The organism is Sphingobacterium sp. CZ-UAM (assembly GCF_002000245.1).
In the GTDB taxonomy this organism is placed as follows: Bacteria; Bacteroidota; Bacteroidia; order Sphingobacteriales; family Sphingobacteriaceae; genus Sphingobacterium.
In genome coordinates this window covers 660415-685145 of sequence record NZ_MTCM01000002.1, presented here as the reverse complement: position 1 = coordinate 685145, position 24731 = coordinate 660415, and the positions used below count along the sequence as shown (strand labels likewise).

Annotated in this window: 17 protein-coding genes and 3 pseudogenes; 15 read left to right on the top strand and 5 right to left on the bottom strand. The window is 40.9% G+C overall.

Features of this window, described 5'->3' with window-relative positions:
- Positions 1-3 precede the first annotated feature (3 nt).
- Positions 4-2001, top strand: a complete 1998-nt coding sequence (locus tag BWD42_RS12880) for a transglutaminase domain-containing protein (protein ID WP_077436781.1) — start codon at positions 4-6, stop codon at positions 1999-2001.
- A 174-nt stretch (positions 2002-2175) separates the two neighbouring features.
- On the opposite strand, the gene BWD42_RS12875 is transcribed toward BWD42_RS12880, so the two are convergent.
- A complete protein-coding gene (locus BWD42_RS12875) occupies positions 2176-2463 on the bottom strand; it encodes an HU family DNA-binding protein (protein ID WP_077436780.1) in 288 nt (95 codons plus the stop codon).
- Positions 2464-3055: 592 nt separating this feature from the next.
- Between BWD42_RS12875 and BWD42_RS24990 the strand changes: the two genes are divergently transcribed.
- From BWD42_RS24990 to BWD42_RS12840, 10 genes and pseudogenes are all read left to right on the top strand, one after another.
- Positions 3056-3394 (top strand): hypothetical protein, encoded by a 339-nt coding sequence (locus BWD42_RS24990; protein WP_254846232.1) that lies wholly within the window; start codon positions 3056-3058, stop codon positions 3392-3394.
- Positions 3291-3892, top strand: a pseudogene (locus BWD42_RS25250) (IS982 family transposase). The gene BWD42_RS24990 and the pseudogene BWD42_RS25250 overlap by 104 nt, the downstream one beginning before the upstream one ends.
- A gap of 364 nt (positions 3893-4256) precedes the next feature.
- Positions 4257-4739 carry an RNA polymerase sigma factor gene (locus BWD42_RS12865; protein ID WP_077436779.1) on the top strand — a complete coding sequence of 161 codons (483 nt, stop codon included), beginning with the start codon at positions 4257-4259 and terminating at the stop codon, positions 4737-4739.
- A gap of 71 nt (positions 4740-4810) precedes the next feature.
- Positions 4811-5626 carry a FecR family protein gene (locus BWD42_RS12860; protein WP_077436778.1) on the top strand — a complete coding sequence of 272 codons (816 nt, stop codon included), beginning with the start codon at positions 4811-4813 and terminating at the stop codon, positions 5624-5626.
- Positions 5627-5704: 78 nt separating this feature from the next.
- Positions 5705-9175: a SusC/RagA family TonB-linked outer membrane protein gene (locus BWD42_RS12855; RefSeq protein WP_077436777.1), complete on the top strand. Its 3471-nt coding sequence runs from the start codon at positions 5705-5707 to the stop codon at positions 9173-9175.
- A gap of 72 nt (positions 9176-9247) precedes the next feature.
- Complete coding sequence (locus BWD42_RS12850; RefSeq protein WP_077436776.1) at positions 9248-10645, top strand: RagB/SusD family nutrient uptake outer membrane protein; 1398 nt, start codon at positions 9248-9250, stop codon at positions 10643-10645.
- Between the two features lie 7 nt (positions 10646-10652).
- Positions 10653-11084, top strand: a pseudogene (locus BWD42_RS25245) (glycerophosphodiester phosphodiesterase family protein); the annotation flags it as partial.
- Positions 11085-11214: 130 nt separating this feature from the next.
- The gene (locus tag BWD42_RS25240; RefSeq protein WP_217700079.1) at positions 11215-11259 is read left to right on the top strand and encodes a KxYKxGKxW signal peptide domain-containing protein; all 45 of its coding nucleotides are present in this window, start codon (positions 11215-11217) and stop codon (positions 11257-11259) included.
- A gap of 5 nt (positions 11260-11264) precedes the next feature.
- Positions 11265-11591: a DUF4996 domain-containing protein gene (locus BWD42_RS25235; RefSeq protein ID WP_410528289.1), complete on the top strand. Its 327-nt coding sequence runs from the start codon at positions 11265-11267 to the stop codon at positions 11589-11591.
- Positions 11584-12822: an MBL fold metallo-hydrolase gene (locus BWD42_RS12840; RefSeq protein ID WP_175992054.1), complete on the top strand. Its 1239-nt coding sequence runs from the start codon at positions 11584-11586 to the stop codon at positions 12820-12822. Before BWD42_RS25235 ends, BWD42_RS12840 begins: the two co-directional genes overlap by 8 nt.
- Positions 12823-13051: 229 nt before the next feature.
- Here the strand turns inward: BWD42_RS12840 and BWD42_RS12835 are convergent, their stop codons facing one another.
- Together BWD42_RS12835 and BWD42_RS12830 are read right to left on the bottom strand one after the other, a co-directional pair.
- The gene (locus BWD42_RS12835; RefSeq protein ID WP_077436773.1) at positions 13052-13255 is read right to left on the bottom strand and encodes a hypothetical protein; all 204 of its coding nucleotides are present in this window, start codon (positions 13253-13255) and stop codon (positions 13052-13054) included.
- A 224-nt stretch (positions 13256-13479) separates the two neighbouring features.
- A complete protein-coding gene (locus BWD42_RS12830) occupies positions 13480-14742 on the bottom strand; it encodes a glycoside hydrolase family 105 protein (RefSeq protein ID WP_217700073.1) in 1263 nt (420 codons plus the stop codon).
- Between the two features lie 1429 nt (positions 14743-16171).
- On the opposite strand from BWD42_RS12830, the pseudogene BWD42_RS25230 reads away from it, so the two are divergent.
- From BWD42_RS25230 to BWD42_RS12810, 4 genes and pseudogenes are all read left to right on the top strand, one after another.
- Positions 16172-16313: pseudogene (locus BWD42_RS25230) on the top strand (IS3 family transposase); the annotation flags it as partial.
- A 390-nt stretch (positions 16314-16703) separates the two neighbouring features.
- Positions 16704-16859, top strand: a complete 156-nt coding sequence (locus BWD42_RS25225; RefSeq protein WP_410528285.1) for a hypothetical protein — start codon at positions 16704-16706, stop codon at positions 16857-16859.
- Positions 16860-17545: 686 nt separating this feature from the next.
- Positions 17546-18562 carry a zinc-binding alcohol dehydrogenase family protein gene (locus BWD42_RS12815; RefSeq protein WP_077436769.1) on the top strand — a complete coding sequence of 339 codons (1017 nt, stop codon included), beginning with the start codon at positions 17546-17548 and terminating at the stop codon, positions 18560-18562.
- Positions 18563-18830: 268 nt separating this feature from the next.
- Positions 18831-20276: a tagaturonate reductase gene (locus tag BWD42_RS12810; protein ID WP_077436768.1), complete on the top strand. Its 1446-nt coding sequence runs from the start codon at positions 18831-18833 to the stop codon at positions 20274-20276.
- Between the two features lie 155 nt (positions 20277-20431).
- On the opposite strand, the gene BWD42_RS12805 is transcribed toward BWD42_RS12810, so the two are convergent.
- On the bottom strand, positions 20432-22810 hold the full coding sequence (locus BWD42_RS12805) for a PQQ-binding-like beta-propeller repeat protein (protein WP_254846230.1): 2379 nt from the start codon (positions 22808-22810) through the stop codon (positions 20432-20434).
- Positions 22811-22930: 120 nt separating this feature from the next.
- Positions 22931-24730, bottom strand: a complete 1800-nt coding sequence (locus BWD42_RS12800) for a RagB/SusD family nutrient uptake outer membrane protein (protein WP_077436767.1) — start codon at positions 24728-24730, stop codon at positions 22931-22933.
- Position 24731 lies beyond the last annotated feature (1 nt).

Below are 24731 nucleotides of genomic sequence, written 5' to 3'. Positions count from 1 at the left end.
GGTATGAAAGCAACCCTTCTGACAATATTTTTTTTATTATCGCTATCTGGCCTGATCTCTTACGGGCAGCAGCGGACAGTCCCGGAGCAGCAGCTCCTCTCGCTATCACTGGATTTTGCAGGAAAAAATAAGAGCAATCTCCAGCAGGTGCTCGACCATTATTCGAAAGCTCCGGGAGACAGCCTCAAACTGAGGGCTGCCCGTTTTTTGATCGCCAATATGACGGGCCATTTTTCCTATGCCGGCTATCTGCAAAAAGGGATGTCCGACCTGATCGATCACGTTAAACATCTGGAGGATAGCTTAGATCGTAAGATGTGGCGGTTTTATGCCGATCCGTTGGTCGACCGTGCATGGGATTCTGTCATTAACAAATCGAAGGCCGTCAATCCATCCCCCTCGCAGGTTTTTGACAATAAAGTTATCAATGCGCAGTTGCTTATTGAAAATATCGACCATGCCTTTGAAGCCTGGAATTACCCCTGGAGCAAGCACCTGACATTTGACGAATTTTGTGATTATATCCTGCCGTACAGATTTTACGATGAACCGCTGGAATCCTGGCGGCCGCTTTATAGGGAAAAGTTCAGCTGGTTGGTTCAGGCTATGGAGAAAATCGGGAGTACGGATCCAGTTGATGCCTGCCGGCTGATCAATGACAGCCTGCGCTACAAGTTCACCTTTAATCCGGCGATGTTTTCCTATCCTGCGGCTTTAGGGCCGTTGGAAGTTTTGAAAGGTGGCATGGGAAAATGCCTGGATCAGGCGGGATTTGCCAATTATGCCATGCGAGCAATGGGGATCCCCGTCATTCTGGAGCAGATCCCCCATTGGGCCGACCGCAGTATGGGCCATGAATTCTGTTCGGTCAGGAAGAAAGATGGTTCCTTTGCCAGTTTTCTGGGGGCGGAGCTTCCTCCCGGTAAAAATGAGATCCGCAATGTTGCCCCTAAGATATACCGTACTTTTTATAGGATTCAGGATGACCGTTATCTGGTGGATGAAGTGAGTCTGGGGGATGTATCAGCACTTTTTGACCGTTATCAGCTGGATGTGACAAAAGAGCATATTCCGGTCAGGGATATTGTCCTAAAACTCCCAGATCATAGCTGTGTTCCGGGAGAAACAATTTATATCTGCGTCTTTGATAACGAAAAGTGGATCCCGTTTTCATCCACCGAAACCGCAGATGGTAAAAATGCCGTCTTCAAAGATATCGGGCTGGGAGCTGTCTATCTGCCAATGGCAATAAAAAGTCAGATGCTGCCATTGTCTGCTCCCCTACTGCTGAAGAAAGATGGTGGGCTGAGCGAGATCCGCCCCACTGGCAGCGAGGTTGAAAAAGTGGTGCTCTCCCGCAAATACCCCCTTGGGGAAAAACAGCGGGCCTGGTTGGAGCTCGTAAGGGGCGGATTATTTCAGGGGGCTGGTAGCGCCGATTTTTCGGATGCACAGGAGATCATTAAGATCAGCTGGAGTGAGATGGCGATGAACAAATATTATTATGGCAACAATGGATCGTTTCGATATATACGGTATGTTTTCCCTGACAGCAGTTTTGGTTCGTTGGCAGAGCTCGCTGTCTACGCAGACAGCCTTTTTCAGATCCCATTGAAAGGAAAGCCGGTCGCTTCTGCTAAAGTAAAACCAGAAGATGTAAAGATCGCTTTTGACGGTCGGCTGGATAATTTTATTTATACCGAGGCAGCTGATACCTATAAAGGGGAATGGATAGGGCTGGACCTGGGGGAAAGGACAAAGATCACGGCAGTTGGCCTCAGTCCCCGGAATGATACCAATGGTATTATGCAGGGCATGAACTACGAACTTTTTTACTGGAAGGACAAGTGGGTGTCGCTCGGTGCAGGGACGCTGGATAGTCAGCTGCGCCTGAATTACGGGCGTGTTCCCAAAGGAGCGCTTCTGCTCCTGCGCAATCATACCGAAGGGAAAGAGGAACGTATATTTACCTACGAAAATGGGAAGCAGGTCTGGTGGTGATAAAACGTTCTGATCAGCAATAAATTTTCTATCCAAGGAAAATTGGGCTGTTTGCATTGCATTTGTTTGAATTTAGGTAGGTTAAAGTTATTTTCACTTCTATCGTTACGCGCAGCTCTATCGCTAACCGACAAAGTGCCAAAACCAACAGTGTAACATTATCACCTTTCTTCTTTATTTAATCTTTGCTTTAGCTCCAGATTCGGAGAATGCTTTCCCAGCTTTGAATTTTGGTATTTTCCTGGCCTTTATTTTTATGGTGTCGCCTGTCTGTGGATTACGACCGTTACGGGCTGCTCGCTCTGTTACTGAAAAGGTACCGAAACCACCAAGCGTTACATTATCACATTTTTTAACGGAGGAAACCACAGCATTTGTAAAACTGTCCAGGGCTTTGTCAGCCTGCACTTTTGTAAGACCTGCACCAGTGGCGATCTCGTTAATAAGTTCTGCTTCGTTCATAATTTTTAGTCATATTATAAGCGAAAGATGCCGCTATATTACAATATTGTAAGAAACAAACCAAAAAATTGATTATCATTAACTTGTTGAAAAGCTAAAAGCCATAGATTTTAACTGATATCACCATCTGGCTGGCCCACATAATATTGTACAATATCACCTCATAGCCCTGCTTCCCATACAGCTCATTATAGGGAGAGCCTTTTATATAATGCCAGCCCGCAACCGTGGCCCCAGCGAAAATGCCACAGATAGCCGGGAACCGATAATTTCTGATTCGATCTTTATTACCTGCTCATGAGGCGCATTATAGCTTTGGTTATCATTCAATCCCTGAACAACTTGCTCCAGGTGTTTAAAAAAAAACATAGCCCTTGTGCTCATCTGCTCTTATAAGTAAACCTTATTAACGTGAGTTCGGGATAAGGAAAACGTTAAAACAGAGTGTTTTAAAAAATAAAAAAGGTTTGATTTTTGTATATAATTAGTTGTAAATAAGATTAATACAATATAAAATCAAGCCTTATGCTTAGAGATAAAGCTATAGAAATATTTGTAAAAGTTGATATTTTGCAAAGAAATTCAGCCAGTTATGGAGGAAAAGCTAATCGAAGACAGAAAATTAGGTAAGCGAAATCGTAAGGCTGGTCTTTGTGAAAGCGAGCTTATGAGTTTGATGATCCTGTTCCACGCTGGTCAGTTTAATAATCTAAAGTCCTTCTATACGTATTATGCATTGCCACATCTGACAGACTTGTTTCCGGGGCTGCCATCGTATAACCGCTTTGTGGAATTACAGCCTCGATGTGCGGTGCTATTCATGCTATTTGTTAAAATGTGTTGTTTGGGCAAGAGCGAAGGAATTAATTTCATCGATTCTACCCACTCAAAGTTTGTCATACAAGGGGATTCACCAGCACAGGGTCTTTAAGGATACCGCCGAAAGAGGCCAGTGTTCCATTGGTTGGTTTTATGGTTTCAAACTACACCTGATTATCAACGATAAAGGGAAATACTTTCATTTTATCTCACCAAAGGTAATGTTGATGACAGGAACCTGCGGCATATGATGGATATGACAAAGGATATTTTTGGAAAACTCTATGGAGATAAAGGCTATATCTCAAAAGCAATGGCAGACATCCTTTGGGGAAATGGAATACAGATGTTAACAAAGCCCCGGAAAAATATGAAAGGCATGAACCTAAGTCAGACCGATAAAATTATGCTCAGAAAAAGAGTCATAATAGAATCTGAGAACGACGAACTAAAAAATATATGCAAGATACAGCATACTAGAGATCGGTCAGTGAACAACTTTTTATTGAATATTTTAGGAGCGTTTGCAACATATGCGTTTTTTCCTAAAAAACCATCATTAAATATTCAGTTTGAACAACAAGTAAATCAATTATTCCTTGCTGCTTAAACCGAACTCACGTTAGTTACTTTTTGGGAGAAACCTTAGACTTGGATCTTTATAACGAAAAGTAGGTTTACAGCTGTGTGAATTAACCAAAGGGATCGAGCAGGATAAAAATTATCAGTACATGGTGGGTATTATGTTTTAAATACAAGTTCGTGTTAAGAAATTATGAAATCTGCTACTTTGCTCATATAATGGTGATAGGCTTTGTATTTTTGTCTGGTGAACTTATTGGAACAACTTAATATTCAATTTGGATTGTAGGGTTCTTACTAATTTTGTAGATTTATCTGTAAAAGGTAAAAGACCTTAACCAATTATGAGTTAGCTTTTAGACATCGTTTGTCTGATTTGAATAAAAATCGTTATGAAGAAGGAGTACTTCAAAGACCTATTTAATAGATACCATAAGAAAGTATTTTTATTCGTTCAATACTATATTGAATCCCAGGATGATGCTGCAGATGTAGTACAGGAAGTTTTTATTCACCTGTGGCGTTATGTTCATAAGCTATATGGGGTATCCAATCCAGAAGCAATAATTTTTAAAACCTCCAAACAGGAAATTGCCAATTTTTATAGAAAACAAAAGGTTCAATTTACTTCCCTTGATAGCGCTTATGAGTTAACAGAAATCGAAGAGAGGTTTGACGAATCTGCCTATCAGATTAAAGTAGACAAACTGAATTTATTATTGTCAGCTTTGCCAGAACGTCGAAAAATAATGGTACTTGATAGTGTTGTGGATGAGTTAAGTTACAGTGAGATTGCTCATAAATTCAAAATATCCAAAACAGCCGTTGCTAAGCAGATCAACAAAGCCATGGCTTTTCTTCGCGCTAATTTTTAATTTTTTTCCAAATAGGGGGTGTACGATATAGGGGTATAGACGTAATAATTTATAGATACCATCTATACGATATGGCGAAAGGAAAAAAAGATCCGAAAGAAATCTGGGATGCAATTTCTGAGGACCCCTCCGTGAAACAGGAGACGTCTGAATCCTTATGGGAAAACATTGATCAACGTATCCAGAAAAAGGAACGGGCTAAAAGAAAAAAGAGGAAAAGTATGCTACTTATTCTTCCCGTATTGCTGTTAGGAGCGTGGTTTATATTCCAGCCCAAAAATGTAGCAGAACACTACACTTTTGTGACAATGAACAATCGTGATACTGTATACCTTAAAGATGGTAGCCATATCATCATGGAACCCTTTAGTGAGCTGACTATATCTACCGAATTTGGGAGTAGTTTACGAAAAGTAGCTTTCAGAGGGAAGGGATATTTTGATATCGCTAAGGACAAAAATAAACCTTTTCAGATTGATGCAATGGATTTTGATGTTGAGGTGCTGGGTACAAAGTTTGACCTCATTCAAACGGATATCGACCATCGGGTACAACTATTTGAGGGAAAAGTTAAGATCAATAAAGATGGGAATATAACCTATTTAATGCCCGAAGAGGCCTGGTGCTTTAAAGCGGGATCGACACAAAAGCATTATATGCTACCATCCGCTAAGAGAACTTTTAAGTTTGACCACACTGAGCTAGCTATCGTGTTACAACAACTGGAAGAATCTTACCAGATGAAAATAGCTTATCCAGATAGCCTAAAGGACAAAGTTGTTAGTGGTGCTTTCAGTGGTAATTTTGAGGATATCCTACAGATTATATCTTTCCCACTAAACCTAAAACCGATCCGAATTAATGAACAACAATATAGCTTAAAATAAAAAACACCGGTAACAGCCATTACCGGTGAATAAATCAATTCAAACAATTAGAATCAATTTTCAAATCATTTCAAATTTATGAAAAAAAACAGTTTTATAGCCTCTGCTATACTTTTTTCATTGTTTTGGTCCGCATTTCCTGAATCGACAGATGCGGCCCCTTACACTCTTGGTCAGCAGGCCAAGTTAAAATCACTGTCCTTACGCTCCGCGATCAACAACCTGGGGAAGCAGTTTGGATACCAAGTGTACTATGTAGAAAGTGACCTGCAGGGGCTTTATGTGGAGGAAACAGCCCTTCAGTTCAAGACGATGAACGAATCCATAGATTTCCTCAAAAGGAATTTTCCGCTGGATTTCTTTGTTAAGGATAAGGTTGTTACGGTCAAACGTTTGATGAAGACAGCTAAACAACAACAGGTTCTTGCTGGTGTTATCCGTGATCAAGACAACAAACCAGTTAGCGGTGTTACGATAGAATTTCTGAATAGCAGCGTTAAAACATTGTCTCAAGCAGATGGGAGTTATCGACTAGCTGTGCCCAATGTGCCAGAAAAAGTTTTGATGGTTTCTCATGTGGGCTATGATACCTTCCGTACCACAATAGAGGGCCAAGATCAGCTTGACATTAAATTAAATACCAAAAATAGATTGTTGGATGAAATCGTGGTGATTGGGTATGGCGAGCAATCTCGGGCAAAAATCGTAGGTGCTGTCAGTAAGATTGACGCCAAAAGCCTAGAAAAGACTGCAGCGGCCAGTTTTGAGCAACAATTGGCAGGGAAGGTTTCTGGTGTTGTGATTAATCAGGCTGATGGCCAACCGGGAGCGAGCGCTCAAATTGTCATTCGGGGACGAGGCACATTGACTGCTGGGGCGAGTCCTTTGATTGTAGTTGATGGTTTCCCGCTATCCGAAGGAAATACATTAAACTCGATCAATCCTTCGGATATAGCAAGTATCAATATTCTAAAAGATGCTGCATCCGCAGCAATTTACGGTTCACGCGCTGCCAATGGTGTTATCCTGGTGACGACCAAGGAGGGAAAGATGGGGGCCGAAAAGACCAAAGTAGGCTTTGATGCCTATTACGGTTTCCAGCAGCAGACATCAGGCGTAAAACTTGTGGACGGTTATCAGTTGGCTCAATTCCTGTCTGAAGCTCGAGATTGGGGTTATGTATCCAAAGATCCAATGAATCGAAGTGCTTCTGATCCAAATTCGGTACGTGTTACGAAAAAAATCAATGGCAAGAACATTGATGGGAGAGAGCTTTCCCTGGATTATCTAAGACCTTATCTTGACGGTCAGCAAGGTTTAACAAATACAGATTGGATGGATTTAGCGTTTCGAACAGCACCAATGTCCAATTACAATGTTAATATCAGCGGCGGCGGATCACAGTCAAAGTTCTACACCTCACTCGGGTATTTTAACCAAAAAGGAGTCGTCATTGGGTCTGATATGCAGCGCTATTCTGCTGCCGTTAATTTGGAAACCAAAATATCAAGTAAACTTGATTTCGGGATCCATCTCAAACCGAGTTATACTCACCAAAATGCACGAGATCAATCGAGCAGAAGTGACGGCGCCCTGGGATTAATACCACTGTCTTTCCCATTTTATAGCCCTTATAAGACTGATGGTAGTTTGAATATCAGTGACCAACTGGTACAAGAACAGCGTATTCTTGAAGGGGTTGCAATTAACGGTACTCCTGTAGAAAATTTGCTAGCGACATCAACATTGGTCAAAAACCTTAACCAGCGGTTTAAAACATTTGGTAATATCTTTCTCAATTATGAGATTATTAAAGGGCTTAAATACCGTTTTAGCCTAGGTGGTGATTACGATTCCTATTTAGCGGATTTCTATTACCCTTTAAGTGTAGGGGCATACCGGATTCCTGCGCCAAGACCAGACGCAGATGGAACACAAACTCGGATATCAACTTATAATTATCTCGTAGAGAATACCTTGAATTATGACTTCCGGATTCAAAAGCACTCATTTAATGTGTTAATAGGTCATACTTTTCAGAAAGAACGGATCAATTTAAATAAAATTACGGGGACAGGGTATGCTGATGACAATATCCAGAACATTGCAGGAGCGAGTACAACAAGATCAGTTCCTAAGATTGATATGTGGACATTAGAATCCTTTCTTTCCCGTATTCAATATGATTATGATGCGAAGTATCTTGTCTCTTTAGCGCTACGCCGTGATGGTTCCTCCCGGTTTGGTGAAAACAATCGATGGGGAAACTTCCCATCAGCATCGGTGGGATGGGTTATGAGCAAAGAGAATTTCTTTCCTGAAAATGACTTCCTAAATTTTGCCAAATTGGCTTTAAGTTGGGGAAAGACGGGAAATAACCAAATTGGCAACTATAGTTCTTACGCGCTGGTTACCAATTTGAATGACTATACCAAATACAACTATGATTATCTCAATGGATCAACGGTCGCACCGGGGTATATTACGAGTACATCTTCGAATCCTAACCTTGGTTGGGAAATTGCCAATGCACAAAATATAGGCTTAGATCTAGGATTTTTAAAAAATAGGTTAAATCTCTCACTAGCATATTACAAAACCAATACCAAAGGATTATTGCTCAAAGTACCCGTCCCGGCTCAATCAGGTTATAGTGAAGCGCTGGCAAATGTTGGTGAAATGGAGAATAAAGGTTTTGAAGCACAATTATCCGGTAATAATTTTATGATTGGTAAGGTCGCTATTGGTTTTAATGCTAATGCCACGCGTAATAGCAACAAAGTGTTGGCCTTAGGGCCGGGGCAAACCAAGGTAGCCACTGGTGTTGATCAAAATTTCGTAACTAAAGTAGGTGGTTCTATTGCGGAGATCTACGCCTATACCGTTGAGGGGGTGTATAAAACGCAGGCAGAGATAGATAATTCGCCACATCTCGATGGAACGCTGACAGGCGATTACCGCGTCATCGATGTCAACAACGACGGCAAGATCAATGAAGAGGATAAAACCTCAAAAGGTTCATATGCACCAAAATGGACTTATGGTTTTGGCTCAGATATCACGTATAAGCGGTTTAACTTTAGTTTTGATTTCGCCGGCATTTATGGACGGACATTGCTGGACGGTGATATGTCTTCACTGACTGAATCCGGCGAAGGCTTCGCTGTTCCCTCGCAGTACTATTTTGAAAACAGATATCATCCCGAAAACAATCCTGGAGGGTTTCTGGGGCAGCCCAATTTTGGTAACTTTTCCAATAGCCGAAAGCTGGTGCGCAGTTCTGTTGTTGTGCAACGCAATAATGGCGACTACTTTCGGTTACGAAATGTGCGCCTCGCCTATACCTTTGATTCAAGCTTGTTGAAAAAGATAAAATTAAGTGATCTGCAGCTTTATGTTTCTGGTACAAATTTATTTACAAAAACCAAGTTTAGGGGCTGGAATCCCGATGGTACCACCATGGGAAATATCCTGACGTCAGGATACAATACAGGAGGAAACTATCCAATTGCGAGGACAATAACTTTTGGACTCAAAGCAACTTATTAAAGATAACCATGACAACATCGTTTAGACGAAATGTCAATAGAGAAATTAATTATACGAACGGAGTTTATTGAGATGAAAAAAATAATCTACATATTTTTGATTGGTTCGGCCACTATGCTGAGCTGTACAAAGGAACTTAAGATCTATCCTGAAACAGAGAAGGTTGCGCAACGGTTTTACCGAAATGAAAAAGAAATCGAAGAAGCGATAAATGCGACCTATGGTTCTTTACAGTTTAAAGGAATCTATAACTTGGGCATGCTCGCCATCGGTGAAATCCCCGGTGAGGACGCTTATGATGAAACTCCTGCCAATGATAATGGCGAGTATGGCATGTTGGACAACTTTACCAATATACCACAAAGCGGCCTCATTGAGGCCGTTTGGAGAGATCACTATATGGCTATCCAGAATGCAAATATTGTACTCAACAGAATTAAGGAGATTTCGTTCAACAAAGAAGAATTGAAATCAAATAGGATCGGTGAAATGAAGTTTATCCGCGCCCTGCTTTATTTTAATTTGGTACGCTGTTTCGGGGATGTGCCACTTGTGGTTGATGAGATTAAAGATCCACAGGAACTATTTGGTCAGGGCCGTACAGAAAAGGCAAAGGTTTACGACCAGATCAAAACAGATCTTAAAGAGGCTATTGTTTCGCTGCCGACACGTACAGAGTCCAATAAAGGCCGCGCGACAAAATCGGCTGCGCAAACCTTAATGGGGAAAGTCGAGCTAACCTTAGGTAATTTCCAAAATGCCAAAACCTTTTTGGATGAAGTGATTAGTCCTGCCTCAGGGCAAGGGTTGCTTGATGATATCACACAGGTCTTTCCAGTGGCCAATGAATTAAATAAGGAGATTATTTTTGCTGTTCAGTTCGCTTCAGGTGTTAATTCCAACAGCGAAGGGACAGACGCTTATCGGATGTTTAATCCAACCGGACGCGTGGAAGGAAAGATGACTGGCACCAAAGGTCATGGTGTGCTGAGTAGCAAGTTCTATGGTCTATTTACAGATCAGGACAAACGTAAAGGAAGCTATGTCAAAAGGTTAGCTTCAGGTTTGGCCTATAGCAATAAAATCGCAGTTCCAGTGACTGTCGTTGAAGATGCCGGCAGTGATTTTGTTGTCTTGCGTTATGCGGACGTATTGCTGATGCTAGCTGAGATTGAAAATGAATTGGGCAGTACCACATCGGCCTTGAAATACCTTGATCAAATCCGGAAGCGCGCAGGTATAGGCCCTTATGGAGGAGCTTTGACAAAACAAGCTATTTTTGAGGAAATTGATATGCAGCGTCGCAAAGAACTCGTTTTTGAAGGCCACCGCTGGTTTGATATTATCCGTCGGGGACGTGCTGCGCTGCTTTTGGGATTGACAGACAACAATAAGTTGTTGCTTCCTATTCCTGCAAGCCAGACCGCGACTGATCAACGTATCGTACAAAATCCAGGTTATACTAAATAATTAGAAAATTAAGGCTTTTAAATCCATAAAGATAACTATCAGGCTATGTTATTTCTATCTGCTGCTACTTTTTGTACAGCAGATATCAGCACAGGAGAGGGCTGCCAGCCCAACGAACATCGAGCGGACAACAGCGCAACTGCGGGATTCACCCCGCGAAAAAGTTTGGGTCATCGCGCATCGCGGCGATTGGCGCAATGCGCCCGAAAACTCCGTTCAGGCAATCAAAAACTGTATTTCAATGGGGGTGGATATGGTCGAGATCGATGTACAACTGACCAAAGACGGAAAAGCGGTATTAATGCACGACTCCACTATTGACCGTACAACTACCGGAAAGGGAAGGGTTGGAGACTGGACGTTGGATAGTCTAAAGAACCTATTTCTCAAAGACGGACTCGGTATAGCCACTTCACATCGTATCCCAACCTTAGAAGAAGCATTGTTAACCTGCAAAGGGCACATTCTTGTTAATATTGACAAGGGCTTTGAGCTGTTTCCTATCTGTTATGCGATAGCTAAATCTACAGGGACGCTGGATCAGATCGTACTTAAAGCCAATAAATCGTATGAGGAAATCAAAGAAAAACTGGGTGAAGGCTTTGAAGAGGTAAGTTTCATGCCAATTATTAATATGAACAGTTCCAATGCGATGGTTTTATTGGATAACCATCTTCGAAATTATAAACCCATCGCGGTAGAATTCTCGATCAACAAGGGCCAGGAGGACGTATTGAAAAGATTTCAAGAATTACGGCAACAGGGGATCAATATCTGGGTTAATTCACTCTGGGCCAAGCAGAATGCTGGGCATGATGACGAAAGAGCTGTAGCTGACCCATCCATTTATGATTGGTTTCTGGAGAATCATGTAAACATGATCCAAACCGACCGTCCAGCGCTTTTGATAAATTATTTAAAGAGCAAAACCCATGAAGATGATTAGAAGACTAGGAATGTTAGTGTTATTGTTCGCATTAGAAGTTCCATTACTGTTGGCACAGCTATCCCCAGTCAAGCATGAACCTTCAGCGCAACAGAAATTTCCGTTTTGGAAAAAAGGGTACATGGATATACATCACATTAATACAGGAGAGGGAAATTGCACCTTTATGATGATGCCTGATGGGACGCGTATCTTATTGGATGCTGGAACAGTGGATAAAAAGGGTTTTGAGAAAAATAATGCGCCATTGAAAGCCATCGATTCCCGTTACGCATCGACTCGTTCCATTCAGGATGCGCTGATTGATTATATAGGGTGGGCCACTGAGAGTCAACGAGGTCCGCTCGTGCTGGATTATGCTATTATCAGTCATTTCCATAGTGACCATTATGGTGCCGTAATGGATCTGCTGCCGAGACTGGATGTTAAAACTATCATTGACCGTAATTATCCAAATTACGACTTTCCTTTGGATCTAAGAGTTAAATTGAAGGATGATAAGTTATTTCAGCAATATCTCCAATTGGTTGATAGTCGTTTGTATACCATTCAATCTTTGCAAGTTGGACGTCAAGATCAGATCGTATTGACAAAAGATCCTAACGCTTTTCCAATGGTACATATTCTGAATATCAAAAATAATGCGCAGGTATGGAATCCACAAAGCAATGAAAGGACAGAACTTTTTTCGCCTAAAGATATGCTCGACTTTTACAAAGGGGGATATAATGAAAATCCTTTGAGTATGGCCTTAAAGTTTCGTTATGGCAAGTTTGACTACTATGCTGGTGCTGACAATACCGGTTTGCACGACGGCTCAGTACCGTCTTGGTTTGATGTAGAAACTTCTATTGCCAAAGCTGTCGGACGAGTCGATGCGATGGTATTGGATCATCATGGAAATCGCGATGCCAACAACGCAAACCTTATAGCGACGCTGGATCCAAAAATTGCCATTCAACAAGTCTATAGTTCAGACCAGCCCGGACAAGAGGTTTACTATAGGCTGCGGAATTTGGGGAAGCGAAAAGATAGATTGCTATTTTCAACCAATATGCATGATGAAACTTTGGTTACTTATGGTCCATGGTTCCAGAAGGGATATCAGTCATTTCGTGGACACGTTATTCTTCGTGTATTTGAAGGTGGCCAAGGTTACAAGGTATATGTATTGGACGAGTTCAACCGTGCTGTTAAATGGGAAAGCGGACTTCTAAGTGCTGATGACTAGAGAACCTTGCCGATTGTAACAGAACGAATATGAATTTATTGATAATTAGGCCACTTTGGACAATCTCAAAGTGGCCTTTCTTTTTATTGGTGGTATCTCGGAGGTTGAAAATGGTAAATAAAAGGAATATCGATAATTACAAGAATAGATTTACTAATATTAAATTGTAGCAGACGAATATTACCGCAAACTCTCCTTTTTCGTTTGTACTTGTTCCAATATTGGTCCCTTATACTCCCACACTAACCCTATATAAAGGATCGCCTTTGCCATCCAGCACTCTTCCCCGAATTATTTGCTGCCTATTATTGAGAAACTGGCTTGTTTTTTCATTTATTGTTCCTTTGGGAATCGCAGCAGGATCTATGTCAAGCCTATTTGCCACTAGATCTTGCTGAAAGAGCAAAATAAATGACAACGTAGTCAACTTCATCGGCAATAAATTATTCTCGAAGTTATACCAACGCCCAGATTTTGTAAAGTAATTAAAAATCACATACTTACATTTATGGTTTATATTAATGTTTCTCAAACCGTGAAATGTTGATCCATTTCAGCTGCTTGTTTGTTTTTCTCTGTACTTACCTAAAAAAAAGATCTGCATCACTTTACGGCGAATTTTAACACTGTTTTATTAAAAAATCTGAGAGTAAGTGATCAATTTGTGTTGGCTAAATATTTATTCAATTCCGCTGCTACCATCAAAAAACCTCCAGTAGAATAACCTCTTGTTGATTCCTTCTCAACTACTCCTGGCTTCTCAGCAACAAGTTGTGTCCAGCCAACTCTGCCTGTTGGGTCAACAGCATTGACAAGTGCTTTCCAGCCTCTTTGTACAACAGGTAAATATGTATCGGCCGGTAATATCCCCTGATTAATACCATACATCAAAGCATAAGTAAACAGACTTGTACCACTTGTTTCGGGCATTGGGTAGATATCTTTATTCAATAAGCTACTCCGCCAATATCCATCTCTATGCTGAAGACTTGCTATTTTTGCACTCATTTCTAGAAATAACTTCTCGTAAAATGGACGATATTTTTTATCCTGTTCTGGTAGGTTCTTCAACATCTCGACAAGCCCTGCTAGTACCCAACCATTTCCGCGGCTCCAAAACACTTTAGTACCATCAGCATCTTTCGTCCTTAAATATCTACCATCACGGAAAAACAAGTGTTCATCACGATCATACAAATGATGATAAGCGGCAAGGAATTCATGATGTGCAAAAGTGAGATACTTAGTCTCACCTGTTATTTTCCCAAGCCTAGCAAATACAGATGGCCCCATATACAGCGCATCACACCACCACCAACGTTCACTTTTCCCTTTCGTGATATCGATATTATTGGAAGGTGGATTGGCAATGATCCAATCAATCCTAGCCTTGGCTGGGGTCATCATTTCTTTTTTTTCCTTCTTCAAATACATATCGAGATAAACTTGCGCCACACATAAATCATCTGCATGATACATGCGATTACCGACCTGCCAATAAAAGCGGGCCAAGATTTTATTTAGAAAATCAAAATAAAATTTACTGTTTGTACTTTCTGCCCAATCAAACAAGCCATTGTATAAAACACCGCTTACCCAGCCCTGGTCCAAACTACGCTCATTTTTTTGATAGCTTTTTATCTGCCAGTCAAAGACTGCATTAGCGACCTTCGTGACACTGTCCTTATTCCATGTTGGCTCAAAGCCTGCTGCATGAGTATGATAGGAAGCAACAGTACATATCTTTGCCGAAGCATGTCCCAGGTACGGATCTAAAGTCATAATCGATGTAGGACTCGCCGTATGGGGTATAGAAATCTCTAGTGCCAAGACTTCATTCTGAATAATGAATATAGACAGGTAAAATAGGCTAATCAAGCCCTTGTAAATCTTGGCCTTTCTCTTTTTGGTCAGGTACATAAGTAATTTTTGTTTATCTCCCTTTAATCTGTTAAAATGTATTTTTTTCAATTTTTTATCATTCATCCCCTCTATAGAGAGGGGGGAAATACACTTTTTATTTTCCTGTGCCACTTTTCTATCCTTATTATCCAAAGAGAATTTCTTCTGGCAGCCAAGCACCGGTAAAATAGCGCATAGTGACAGTGAAAGAAAGTATAGAATCCCTTTCTTCCTAATTTTAAACAAGACGATTGAAAAAGTAAATTGTCCCGAAATATTTTCATATTAAAAAAAGAATAGCTTCTGCATGGGGTCAGAATTTGCGGAACCTTTCATTTTTAGAGCTTTTGATTCAATTTTATGCTTTTCATCCTGTTTTACTGAGGATTTTTGGCACTGTTTTTTATGCTCTATTTTTTTGTTAGTTTCAAATGTCCAGAGACTTTATAAACTTCCAACTTTTTAAGGTAATTGTATATAAAATCATCCTTATCATATAGGTACCTACAGTTATGGTAAATGGCGGCCTATATTCTATGGTTCGCTGACGAGAAAAGGTCGGTTTATTTTCAAAAATATGTGAACTGATATCCTCTATCGGGGTGGATATTATGATAATAAAGGAAAATTCAATTTAAAAAGTAATGTATTTTTATTGGAAAAAGACGGAAACTTAAAACTGTCAATAATGAAAACCTATATTCCGAACCATTCCCGATCGGCATCAGACTGGAGAAAAATAATTATGGTGAAGACGCATGGTTAAAGCGAAAAAATCTTACAGGCTGATTGCGCTAAATCACAAAGACGATTGGGATACAATTTCGTCCCGCACTCCGGTACAGGACTCTCTGATCACTTTTTCTGAATTTAAATCAATGTGCCAGATTCTTGCATTGATGGAAAACGAGGCCGAACTTAGATTGGAGAGCCCCTTTTACATGGTAAAAGATTCGGTTGTATGGTATTAAGATCTGATTATATCTAACATCATAGTGATTCTGTTTTTCCTGCCCGACGTCCCCCATACTTCGGATGTTTCAATTTCCCACAAACTTAAAAATCTAAAAATCACTAGTTCCAGAGAAATTTTAGTTCTTAATTTCGATTTTAATAGAGTGCAAATACCGATAAATGCTATTTTCCCATTTGCCTCAGGGAGATGCAATGAAATGTCCCTGACATCTGTATATTCAAGCGTAACATCTATCTAATGGTTATTTTGCAGTTCAAAAATAGTAAATTGGATATTTAGATTTAAAAGAGGCACAATACAGCTTTCGCAAGCATTGGATTTCTTAAAAGTCCACCTGAACGCCTTAGACACTTTATGCTCACGAATAGATCCCTGTCCTTTCTTGTGGCGAAATTTCTGAATGTCGCTGTCCCATGATACAGCAGTGCTATGTCCAGCGTTTCTGCCTCCATAAAATGGGTTAGAGAATTCGTGTGTGAATTGCGCAAACTATGGCAGCAGGAAGAGGAGAATGCCGAGCTAAAAAAGCTTGTTCCTGATTTAAGTTTGGACAAGCAGATGTTACAGGATGTGAAAAAAAAAAGTTGTGAAGCCGGCCCACAAAAAGGAGATGGCCTAGGAGGAAAACTCTATGAAATTATTAATCAACAAATTCCAATAATTGGGGTTGCCAAGAATTCATTTCATGCTAATCATACTACAGTCAAAGAAGTATATCGTGATGAGAGGTCAAAACCATTATATGTATCTGCGATAGGAATTGATTTAGATGAAGTAATAGAATCAATCGAAGGTATGAAAGGTAGATTTAGAATACCCGATATACTGGAAATATTGGATAGTTATACCAAGAGTTGATAATTCTTTTTAGCACGAGGCGGTTTGTTTCGGGCTTTTTTATACCTACTTGGTTCCAATAGGCGATCTAATCAAGCCTATCGAAGCAACCGGAAATTACGCTGAATTGTGTCCTATTGACTAAAAGAAGCCTGTTAAAATAACGTTGGAGGATATTCTAGAACTCCCGAAAGACTTATTCATCCAAATTCATCATCTATATATAATAAATCAAAATTTCATTGAAAAAATAGAAACGAATAAATTGATAGTATCTAATATTGAATTGCCAATCGGTACTTCCTTCTTTTTCGAATCTTGAATACTATCCATGAAATTTAGCATTTTGAAACTAGTTACTAGGAAAATGGAGAAACTATTGATATAGACATTCTATAGAAGACCTTTTTGTCCATCTTCATTTGTATTTATTACTTCAATCTCTTATCTTTAAAATATAAGAGTACTTGCAGCTAAAACGAATGTCAAACCAGTGAGTTATTCGGTGAACTGGAAAAGGATAGGTTTGTAAATTACTGATAAATAGACTAATGCAGGAGGGGTTCGATTCCCCTACGGGCTACAGGGTAGGCAAATCAAGTAAAAACTTGATTTGCCTTTTTTTTGTCCTCTTCCGCTACTTTGTCCGCATATCCAGATCAAGCTCTCCTCCGCCCTTATTCCCTACATTTTTCAAAAATGAATTAAAATATTGGAAATCGATTTCAAAAAATTATTTTTGCTCTGAATAACTGAATATTAAGGGCAAACGAATCTTACTCCAGTAGCAGTGTGTGCAAAATTTAGGATAGCAGCTTCGAGAATAAGTAGGATTGCTTTAAGCGCGAGTTCGCTCGAGCATATTGAATAGAATATTGGTTTGACACATACCCACATACCTAAAAGTTTTTGGCATCATCTATAGCAGGGAAATTTGATTAGCGAGGAAGGTTTAAATAGGACATTTGGCTTTTAGTATATGATTAAGTGTCAATAAGACGGTAAATTATGAAAACTCTAATCTGTACAGGACCACAAAAACTAGAATACAAAGACGGCACCATGCCAAAAGCTAAGGCTGATTTTGCAATTATAAAAATACATCGCATCGGGGTTTGCGGTACCGATTTACACGCATTTGAAGGAACGCAACCCTTTTTTACTTATCCCCGCATTTTGGGGCACGAGATCTCTGGTGAACTGATCGATACTGGCGGTAATCAAAACTTTGAAGTGGGGGAGTCTGTGACATTTATCCCTTACATCAATTGCGAAAACTGCATTGCCTGCTTAAGTAAAAAGCCTAATTGTTGCGTAAATATAAAAGTCTGCGGAGTGCATACAGATGGAGGCATGGCGGAGTTTATACAGATTCCTGCACGTTTGTTGGTAAAGGGATGTGGCTTGAGTTTTGATGAACTGGCTTTGATAGAACCTTTGGCTATAGGTGCCCATAGCCTGCGTAGAGCCCAGATACAACCAGGTGAGTTCGTCCTTGTGGTCGGAGCGGGTCCAATAGGACTTGGTATTATAGAACTCGCCAGAATTGCTGGCGCTCAAGTAATTGCCTTGGACATCAACAGCAACCGTTTAAACTTCTGTAGTGAAAAATTAAATCTAAGACACATCATAAATGCAGGCAATGAAAATGTAGCCGATAGATTAGCTGAAATTACAGGTGGTGATATGCCTACACTGGTGATAGATGCTACCGGTAATCAAAAAGCGATTAACAATTCTTTTTATTACATGGCACACGGCGGCAGATATGTATTGGTTGGCTTACAAAAAGGTGAATTGATTGTGAGTCATCCGGAATTCCATAAACGCGAAGGCACGCTCATGAGCAGTCGGAATGCAACTATCGAAGATTTTGATCACGTAATAAACTGTATGAAAAGGCGATTGATCAACCCCGAATATTATATTACACACCGGGTATTTTTTGATGAAGTAAAAACTGAGTTTAAAAGTTGGCTTGATCCATCATCATCGGTAATAAAAGCGATGATATCCATCCGTTGATATAAGTCAATCACAATTTAGGCCCGATAAAATACCTCATAGTATACATTAAAGCTCTTTATCTAAATTAATATGCTATTGAAAACATTGAATAGCCCAAAGAGATAATCAGCACGATCAAAGTAAAGAGTTTTGATGAAAATAAAGGGATAACTGTACGCAAACATGACATTCAAAATAGCGTGTACAATTTGAATAATAACCATTTCGGTGAGGACCAAGTATCAGGTAAAAAGAAAACAAAAGCTTTTGGTATTAAAGAAATAGCATGATGAATTTAGATAAACAACATTTGGCGGGTATTAACCATCAGGAAATTGAAGTTCCCATGGAGTCAATATTTAATATGCCGGAACGGGTCATCCAATTTGGAACAGGAGCACTCTTACGTGGCCTGCCTGATGATTATATCCATCAGGCCAATCAAAAAGGAATATTTAATGGCCGTATAGTTGTTGTCAAATCAACACGCACTGGAAATACAAGTGCATTTGACAATCAAAATGGGCTCTATACTTTAATTACGAGGGGGATGGAGAAAGGAAAGATTAAAGAACTGAAATGTATTAATGCTTCCATCTCCAGGGTGTTGTCTGCCCATGATTCGTGGGAGGAAATACTAACGACAGCGACTTCTCCTTTGATCAGCATTCTGATTTCAAATACAACTGAAGCTGGACTGTTGGAATTGGGAGGAACTATTGATGACAGTCCCCCGACAAGCTTTGCGGCAAAGGTAACAGCTTATTTATATCATCGATTTTCCCATTTTAATGGCGATAACGCTAAAGGTCTTGTCATCATTCCTACGGAGTTAGTTTCAGATAATGCGAAGGTACTTAAGCATAACATCGTCTGGATTGCTGAACAGCAAAAATTAAGCAAGGATTTTATTGATTGGATTGACAAGGCCAATTACTTTTGCAATTCACTGGTAGATCGTATTGTTCCCGGTAAGGTCTCTGAAGAGGACCTTTCCTATAGAGATCAACTTGCAATTATGGCCGAACCGTATAAGTTATGGGCTATTGAATCAGATAATCAGGATGTTAAGAATATTTTGAGTTTTGCATTGGTTGACAGTACCGTGAAGATAGTTCCCAGCATAGCGCAATATAGAGAATTGAAACTGCGTCTGCTTAATGCTCCGCATATTTTATGTTGTGGTATTGCGCTCTTGTCCAATACAGAATTTGTTAAGGGCTTCTTTAATAATGAGATCTTAGACCGTTATATTCAATATTTACTTTTTAAAGAGATAAGTCCAATAGTTGAGCAATCGGGTATCAGTCATGAACTTATTCAACCATTTGGTGAGGCAGTTATTGATCGTTTTAAGAACCCATTTTTATTACACAAATGGCAGTCCATCGCATTTCAGTATACGGCCAAACTTAACATGCGGGTGTGTCCTTTAATTGAACAATGGTATAGCAAAAAACCTGAACCACCGGTTGGTATTGCTATTGGCCTAGCTGCATACATACTTGTCATACGCCATCAAATCACAACAGAACCTTCATTTCAAGATGACGCTACTTTAATAATATCAAGACACCAGGAGTACCCCAATTTAACAACAAGAATATTATCCGATCCTGAGATATGGGATAAACCACTTCATAATTATCCAGGTCTCATTTCTTTAGTTCATACAATAGTTAATCATATAGAGCGGCAAGGTATATTGGCAACCATAAATCATTTTTTATAGACTAATCAACAGTGTTTTTTATTTCAGGATAGATTACAGATTATTTGATCAATTTTTTCATGGATATTGCGGAAGGTCGTTTAATTGACAAATAAACAAGACTCCCGAATTTAGGCGTTTCCCCGATTCGAGAGTCTTGCAGACGCTATTGTCTATTATAGTTTAAAGCAGGACACATTTCCTGCAAAATCAGCCGTGTAAATAAAATCGCCATCTGCTGTGATTTCCGAAAAAATAGGAGCGCCCAGGTTAAATTTGGAAAGTAGCTTTCCTTGTTTATTAAGCATATAGATGTAACCGTCCGAAGCACCAAAAAACAGCTTCCCTTTTACTTCAGTTACAGAGGATTCTACGGTTCCGACCGGTTTATGCTGATCGGGGCTGCTGTAAGGGGAGGTATAGACAAGAGCCTCACCGGTGTTAAAATGCCATTTTTCCGTTAAGGTCTGCAGGTCGTATGCCTTGATGCCATTTGTGGATGTTGGCATGACCAACAGATCCTCGACAATGCCCGGAAAAGCCATGACTTTAAAGTCATCGGTTTTGATGCTCTTTTGTGCGACCTCGCCCGTCTTTAAATTTAGCTTAAATAGTCCATTGAGGCCTGTTGTATAGAGGTAGCCGTCTTTTGCCGTGACACCCCCGCTTCGAAAACGGAGACCATCCTCTTGGCGTTTCCAAAGAAGCTTTCCTGTCTGGGTATCGTACGCACAGAGGGCATTCCAGTTGTATCCCGCTAATAAGGTTTGATCCACTACGGATAGCTCTGCAGGGGTTGCTTCGCCGCCCGAGGGATCTACACCTTCCCAAAGTACTTTTCCTGTTTTGATATCAATCGCCGACATGCGCTTGCCAAGTCCGGCATAATAAACCCCTTGCTCAAGTACTGGACCTGACACAAATGTCGGAAGGCCCGGATTGGAGGTTTTTTTAGTCCAGCGTATTTTGCCAGTATTCGCATCGATGGCATATACATTGGTTTCGATATCGGTTGCAAGCAATATTCCGTCGCTGTAGCGCAGTTTATGTTTGATTGAATTGACGGTGGGCACTGACCATAGCATTTTACCCGTGCGTTTGTCCAGCGCGGTAATAGCATGGTTGGTTCCGATACCATCGTCCATAGTAGCAACAAAAAGTTTATCCCCAACGATTAATGGACTGGTTTTCCAGATATTTCCTTTTATAGCAGTAGACCATTGAAGTTTCATGTCGCTTTCTGCGCGGTCCACCAAATTAAAAGACTGTTTTTTTAATGCTTGTTCACCATTTTCATACTGGATGGTAATAAGGGCTTCATATTGGCCTTTTTGTTTTCCGAATGGTATGTTTGCTTGCCACAACCAATCGCCAGAGGGAGACAGTTGAACACTGCTCAGACGTTTGCCATTTTCATGGGCATAGACTTCCATGGTCACCCTTTGTATTTTTCGCTCACTGTCGTAAGCACTGACTACGACAGGCAAGGCTTCTTTTGCTGTCACTTGTTGATCAGCGCTTGGCTGTACCAGTTGGACCTGATCGCGTCGGTTGGTATAAATGGGCTGAATACCTTTGATGCCTTGTTTGTCGATATCGACGACGACAAACTGTGCAGCCGAATTGTCAATCCCCCCTTTATTTGGTGCGTTTGAACAGACAACATAGACTCCTTTTTGTTTAAAGACAAAATTGTTGTGCCAGTGCCCATAAAACCAGGCTTTGAGGTTATATCGCGTCAGGTCGATCTGTTCTTTTTCCCCTTTTAGGATAAAGTCAGGCCCGGCGAAAAAATCGTGATTGATAAAGATCAAAGGTTTTGACCTGTCCATCGCAGCAAGGTCTTTCTTGAGCCAGGAAATGATCTGATCGGCGGTGTAACTAGGTTTGTAGTCTCCATTAGGCATGGGGGTTACGACAAAATGGGCCGGGCCGGCATCAAAAGAGTAATACGTCGGACCAAAGAGGTCTTCAAATAGTTGCTCCCCATATTCCCCTTTTACAAGGTCATGGTTACCGACGGTATAATATGTGGGTCTGCCCATGAGATCGGAGTTCACCTGCTTGGCATGAAAAAGCATACCCGGTTCATAACAGATATCGCCTGTATGCATGATCAGGCTCGCCTTTTGATTTTGGGCATAATTTCGCACGTTATCTATCCATGGGCCATAAAGTGGAGTTTCGGTGTCCGTAATTTGGATAAAACGTAAAAAATCATTTTGCTGTACCGTGTCTTTGGTTAAGGCGAAATCTAAATTTTTAACCTCACCGCGCAGTGGGATATAGTGCGTTTTTGTTGCTTTATATCCGCTCGGAATGGTAACTGACAGAAAGCGGGCGTTTGGGTTGTGCGGTAAGCTGTATGTCCCGGTCTTGTCCGTTTTTACAACATCATAACCATCGGAGACAACGATGTTGGCAAGTTGTTTTTCGTCCTGTTCGAACTGATTGTTCGCATTTTGATCTTCAAAAACCCGTCCCGTCCGCTGTTGTGCCAATAAGGGCGAGATCGGGAGTAGGAGGCATGTGATTAGTTTCGTTAATTTCATCATAGTTTTATAAAGTAGAGCCAGCTGCTCCCTGAGGAGAGCTGGCTCGTTTTGCTGGTTTCGCTGCTTATTAAGCGTAGTCATGACCTAGGCTTATTTACCGAGGTTATGAATCTTGCTTTTTTACAGGTCAAATTCTTCCCAACCTTTCGGCTGTTTCAGCTTATTGTTGAGAACAGTTTGCTCAATCGGTATAGGAAAGTAATAATATCTTTGCTCATTAAAACTCCTTGGACGGGTTGTTTTGTCATCGATGAACATGATTCTTCCTGAATTGTCGTTTTCCAGATAAAATATGCCATCATTGACATAGAATTTAGGGATCTTTTTAAGATCGTCTTCAGGAATACCGGCTATCGGACTGTTATCTCCTTTTTTTAGGATGATAATATCCCCAACACCATCGCCGCTCACATCAATAAGTCCCAGCTTAGGGATGTACATGCCACTTGGAGCCTTGGCGAGTATGTTGCCCGATTTCCAGCGGTAAAGATCATCAAAACGGAATCCTTCACAGGCGAGTTCTACACGGCGTTCGCGACGGATTTCTAATAACACGCCTTTATTGGCACCTGTTACTAAAGCGTATTGATTTGCAAGATAGGCATCTGGCGTTGCGTTGGCGGCTGCGAGATTTAATGCAGGCATTCCTACACGTGCGCGAATCTTGTTCACAGTAGCATCAATATCAGTTTGCGTCAATTTTCCCAGTTCCGCCTTTGCCTCGGCATTGATGAGTAAGACTTCTGCGTAACGCATAATAGGAAGATCCGTATAATTCAGTTCCCAGCCACCCCGTAGAGCGGGGTCACGCGGATAGAATTTGACCTGAAGCAATCCCCCAAAATCCGGACGTGTTATATACGGCGTCCCAGCAGCATTATTGCTGAATCCCGCAGGCATAATTGTTTCGGCAAGACGCGGATCACGGTCTTTGAATAGATCCACAAAGGCTTTCTTTTTGTAATCAGCTTTGGATGTAAATGTTGTTCCGTCTTTCATCAGGAATTCATCGGCCAGTTCGGCACTCAATGCCCATTGCCAGTCCAATACCGTGTGTGTATTGTTGGCAACCCCTAGATCGCGGCCGTTTTTCTGTACGAAAATCACCTCTTTGTTGCCAGCAAGTGTATTGCTCGAAAAGAGTGCACGATAGTCCGTAGCAGAGCTACCTGATATAGAGAACCCACCGTTATTGATGATTTCCTGCGAGGCCGATGCAGCTCTTTCCAAAAATGTTGCTGCCGTGTTCTGTAGATTTAATTCCGTGTGGTATTTACGGAAGGTACCTTCATGAAGGGCTACACGTGACAATAACGTCAAAGCACTCCATTTGGTGAAATAACTATTATCTCCACCCGGACGGACATTTGCTGCCGCAAATTCAAGATCCTTCATGAGGGAGTCGACAACTGCAGTACGGGGATCTTTTGCCTTGTAAAGATCTTCGGATGATGTACCCATTACATGGGAGTACCAAGGGACATCACCATATTTCTTCACCATTTTAAAGTAGAAGTTTGCGCGAAGCAAACGGGCAACACCAATATAATGGTTAATAACAGCTTGGTCTCCCGTGACCTTGCCCACGTTGTCCAGCATGTAATTGACGTCACGTAAAGGAGCCCAGGTATCTTTATCCCATCCGGAGACGGTAGAGGGTGTCAGCGTGCCGGCCAATAGTGTTCTGACTTCCGCGTTTTGGTCGTTGTTGCTCAAGGCAATGTTGTCCGAATAAAGATCTGTATATTGGGCCCGCATTTGCTTGTATAGACCATTTGTATAGATTGCCAGATCTTCGGTTGTATTAAAAAAGACCTCTTTGGTTATCGCCGATCCCGAGGTGCGATCCAGAAAATCTTTTTTACAGGATGTCCCCAGTGCGATAAGGGAGGCCAGTGCGATATAATTGATACGTTTCATT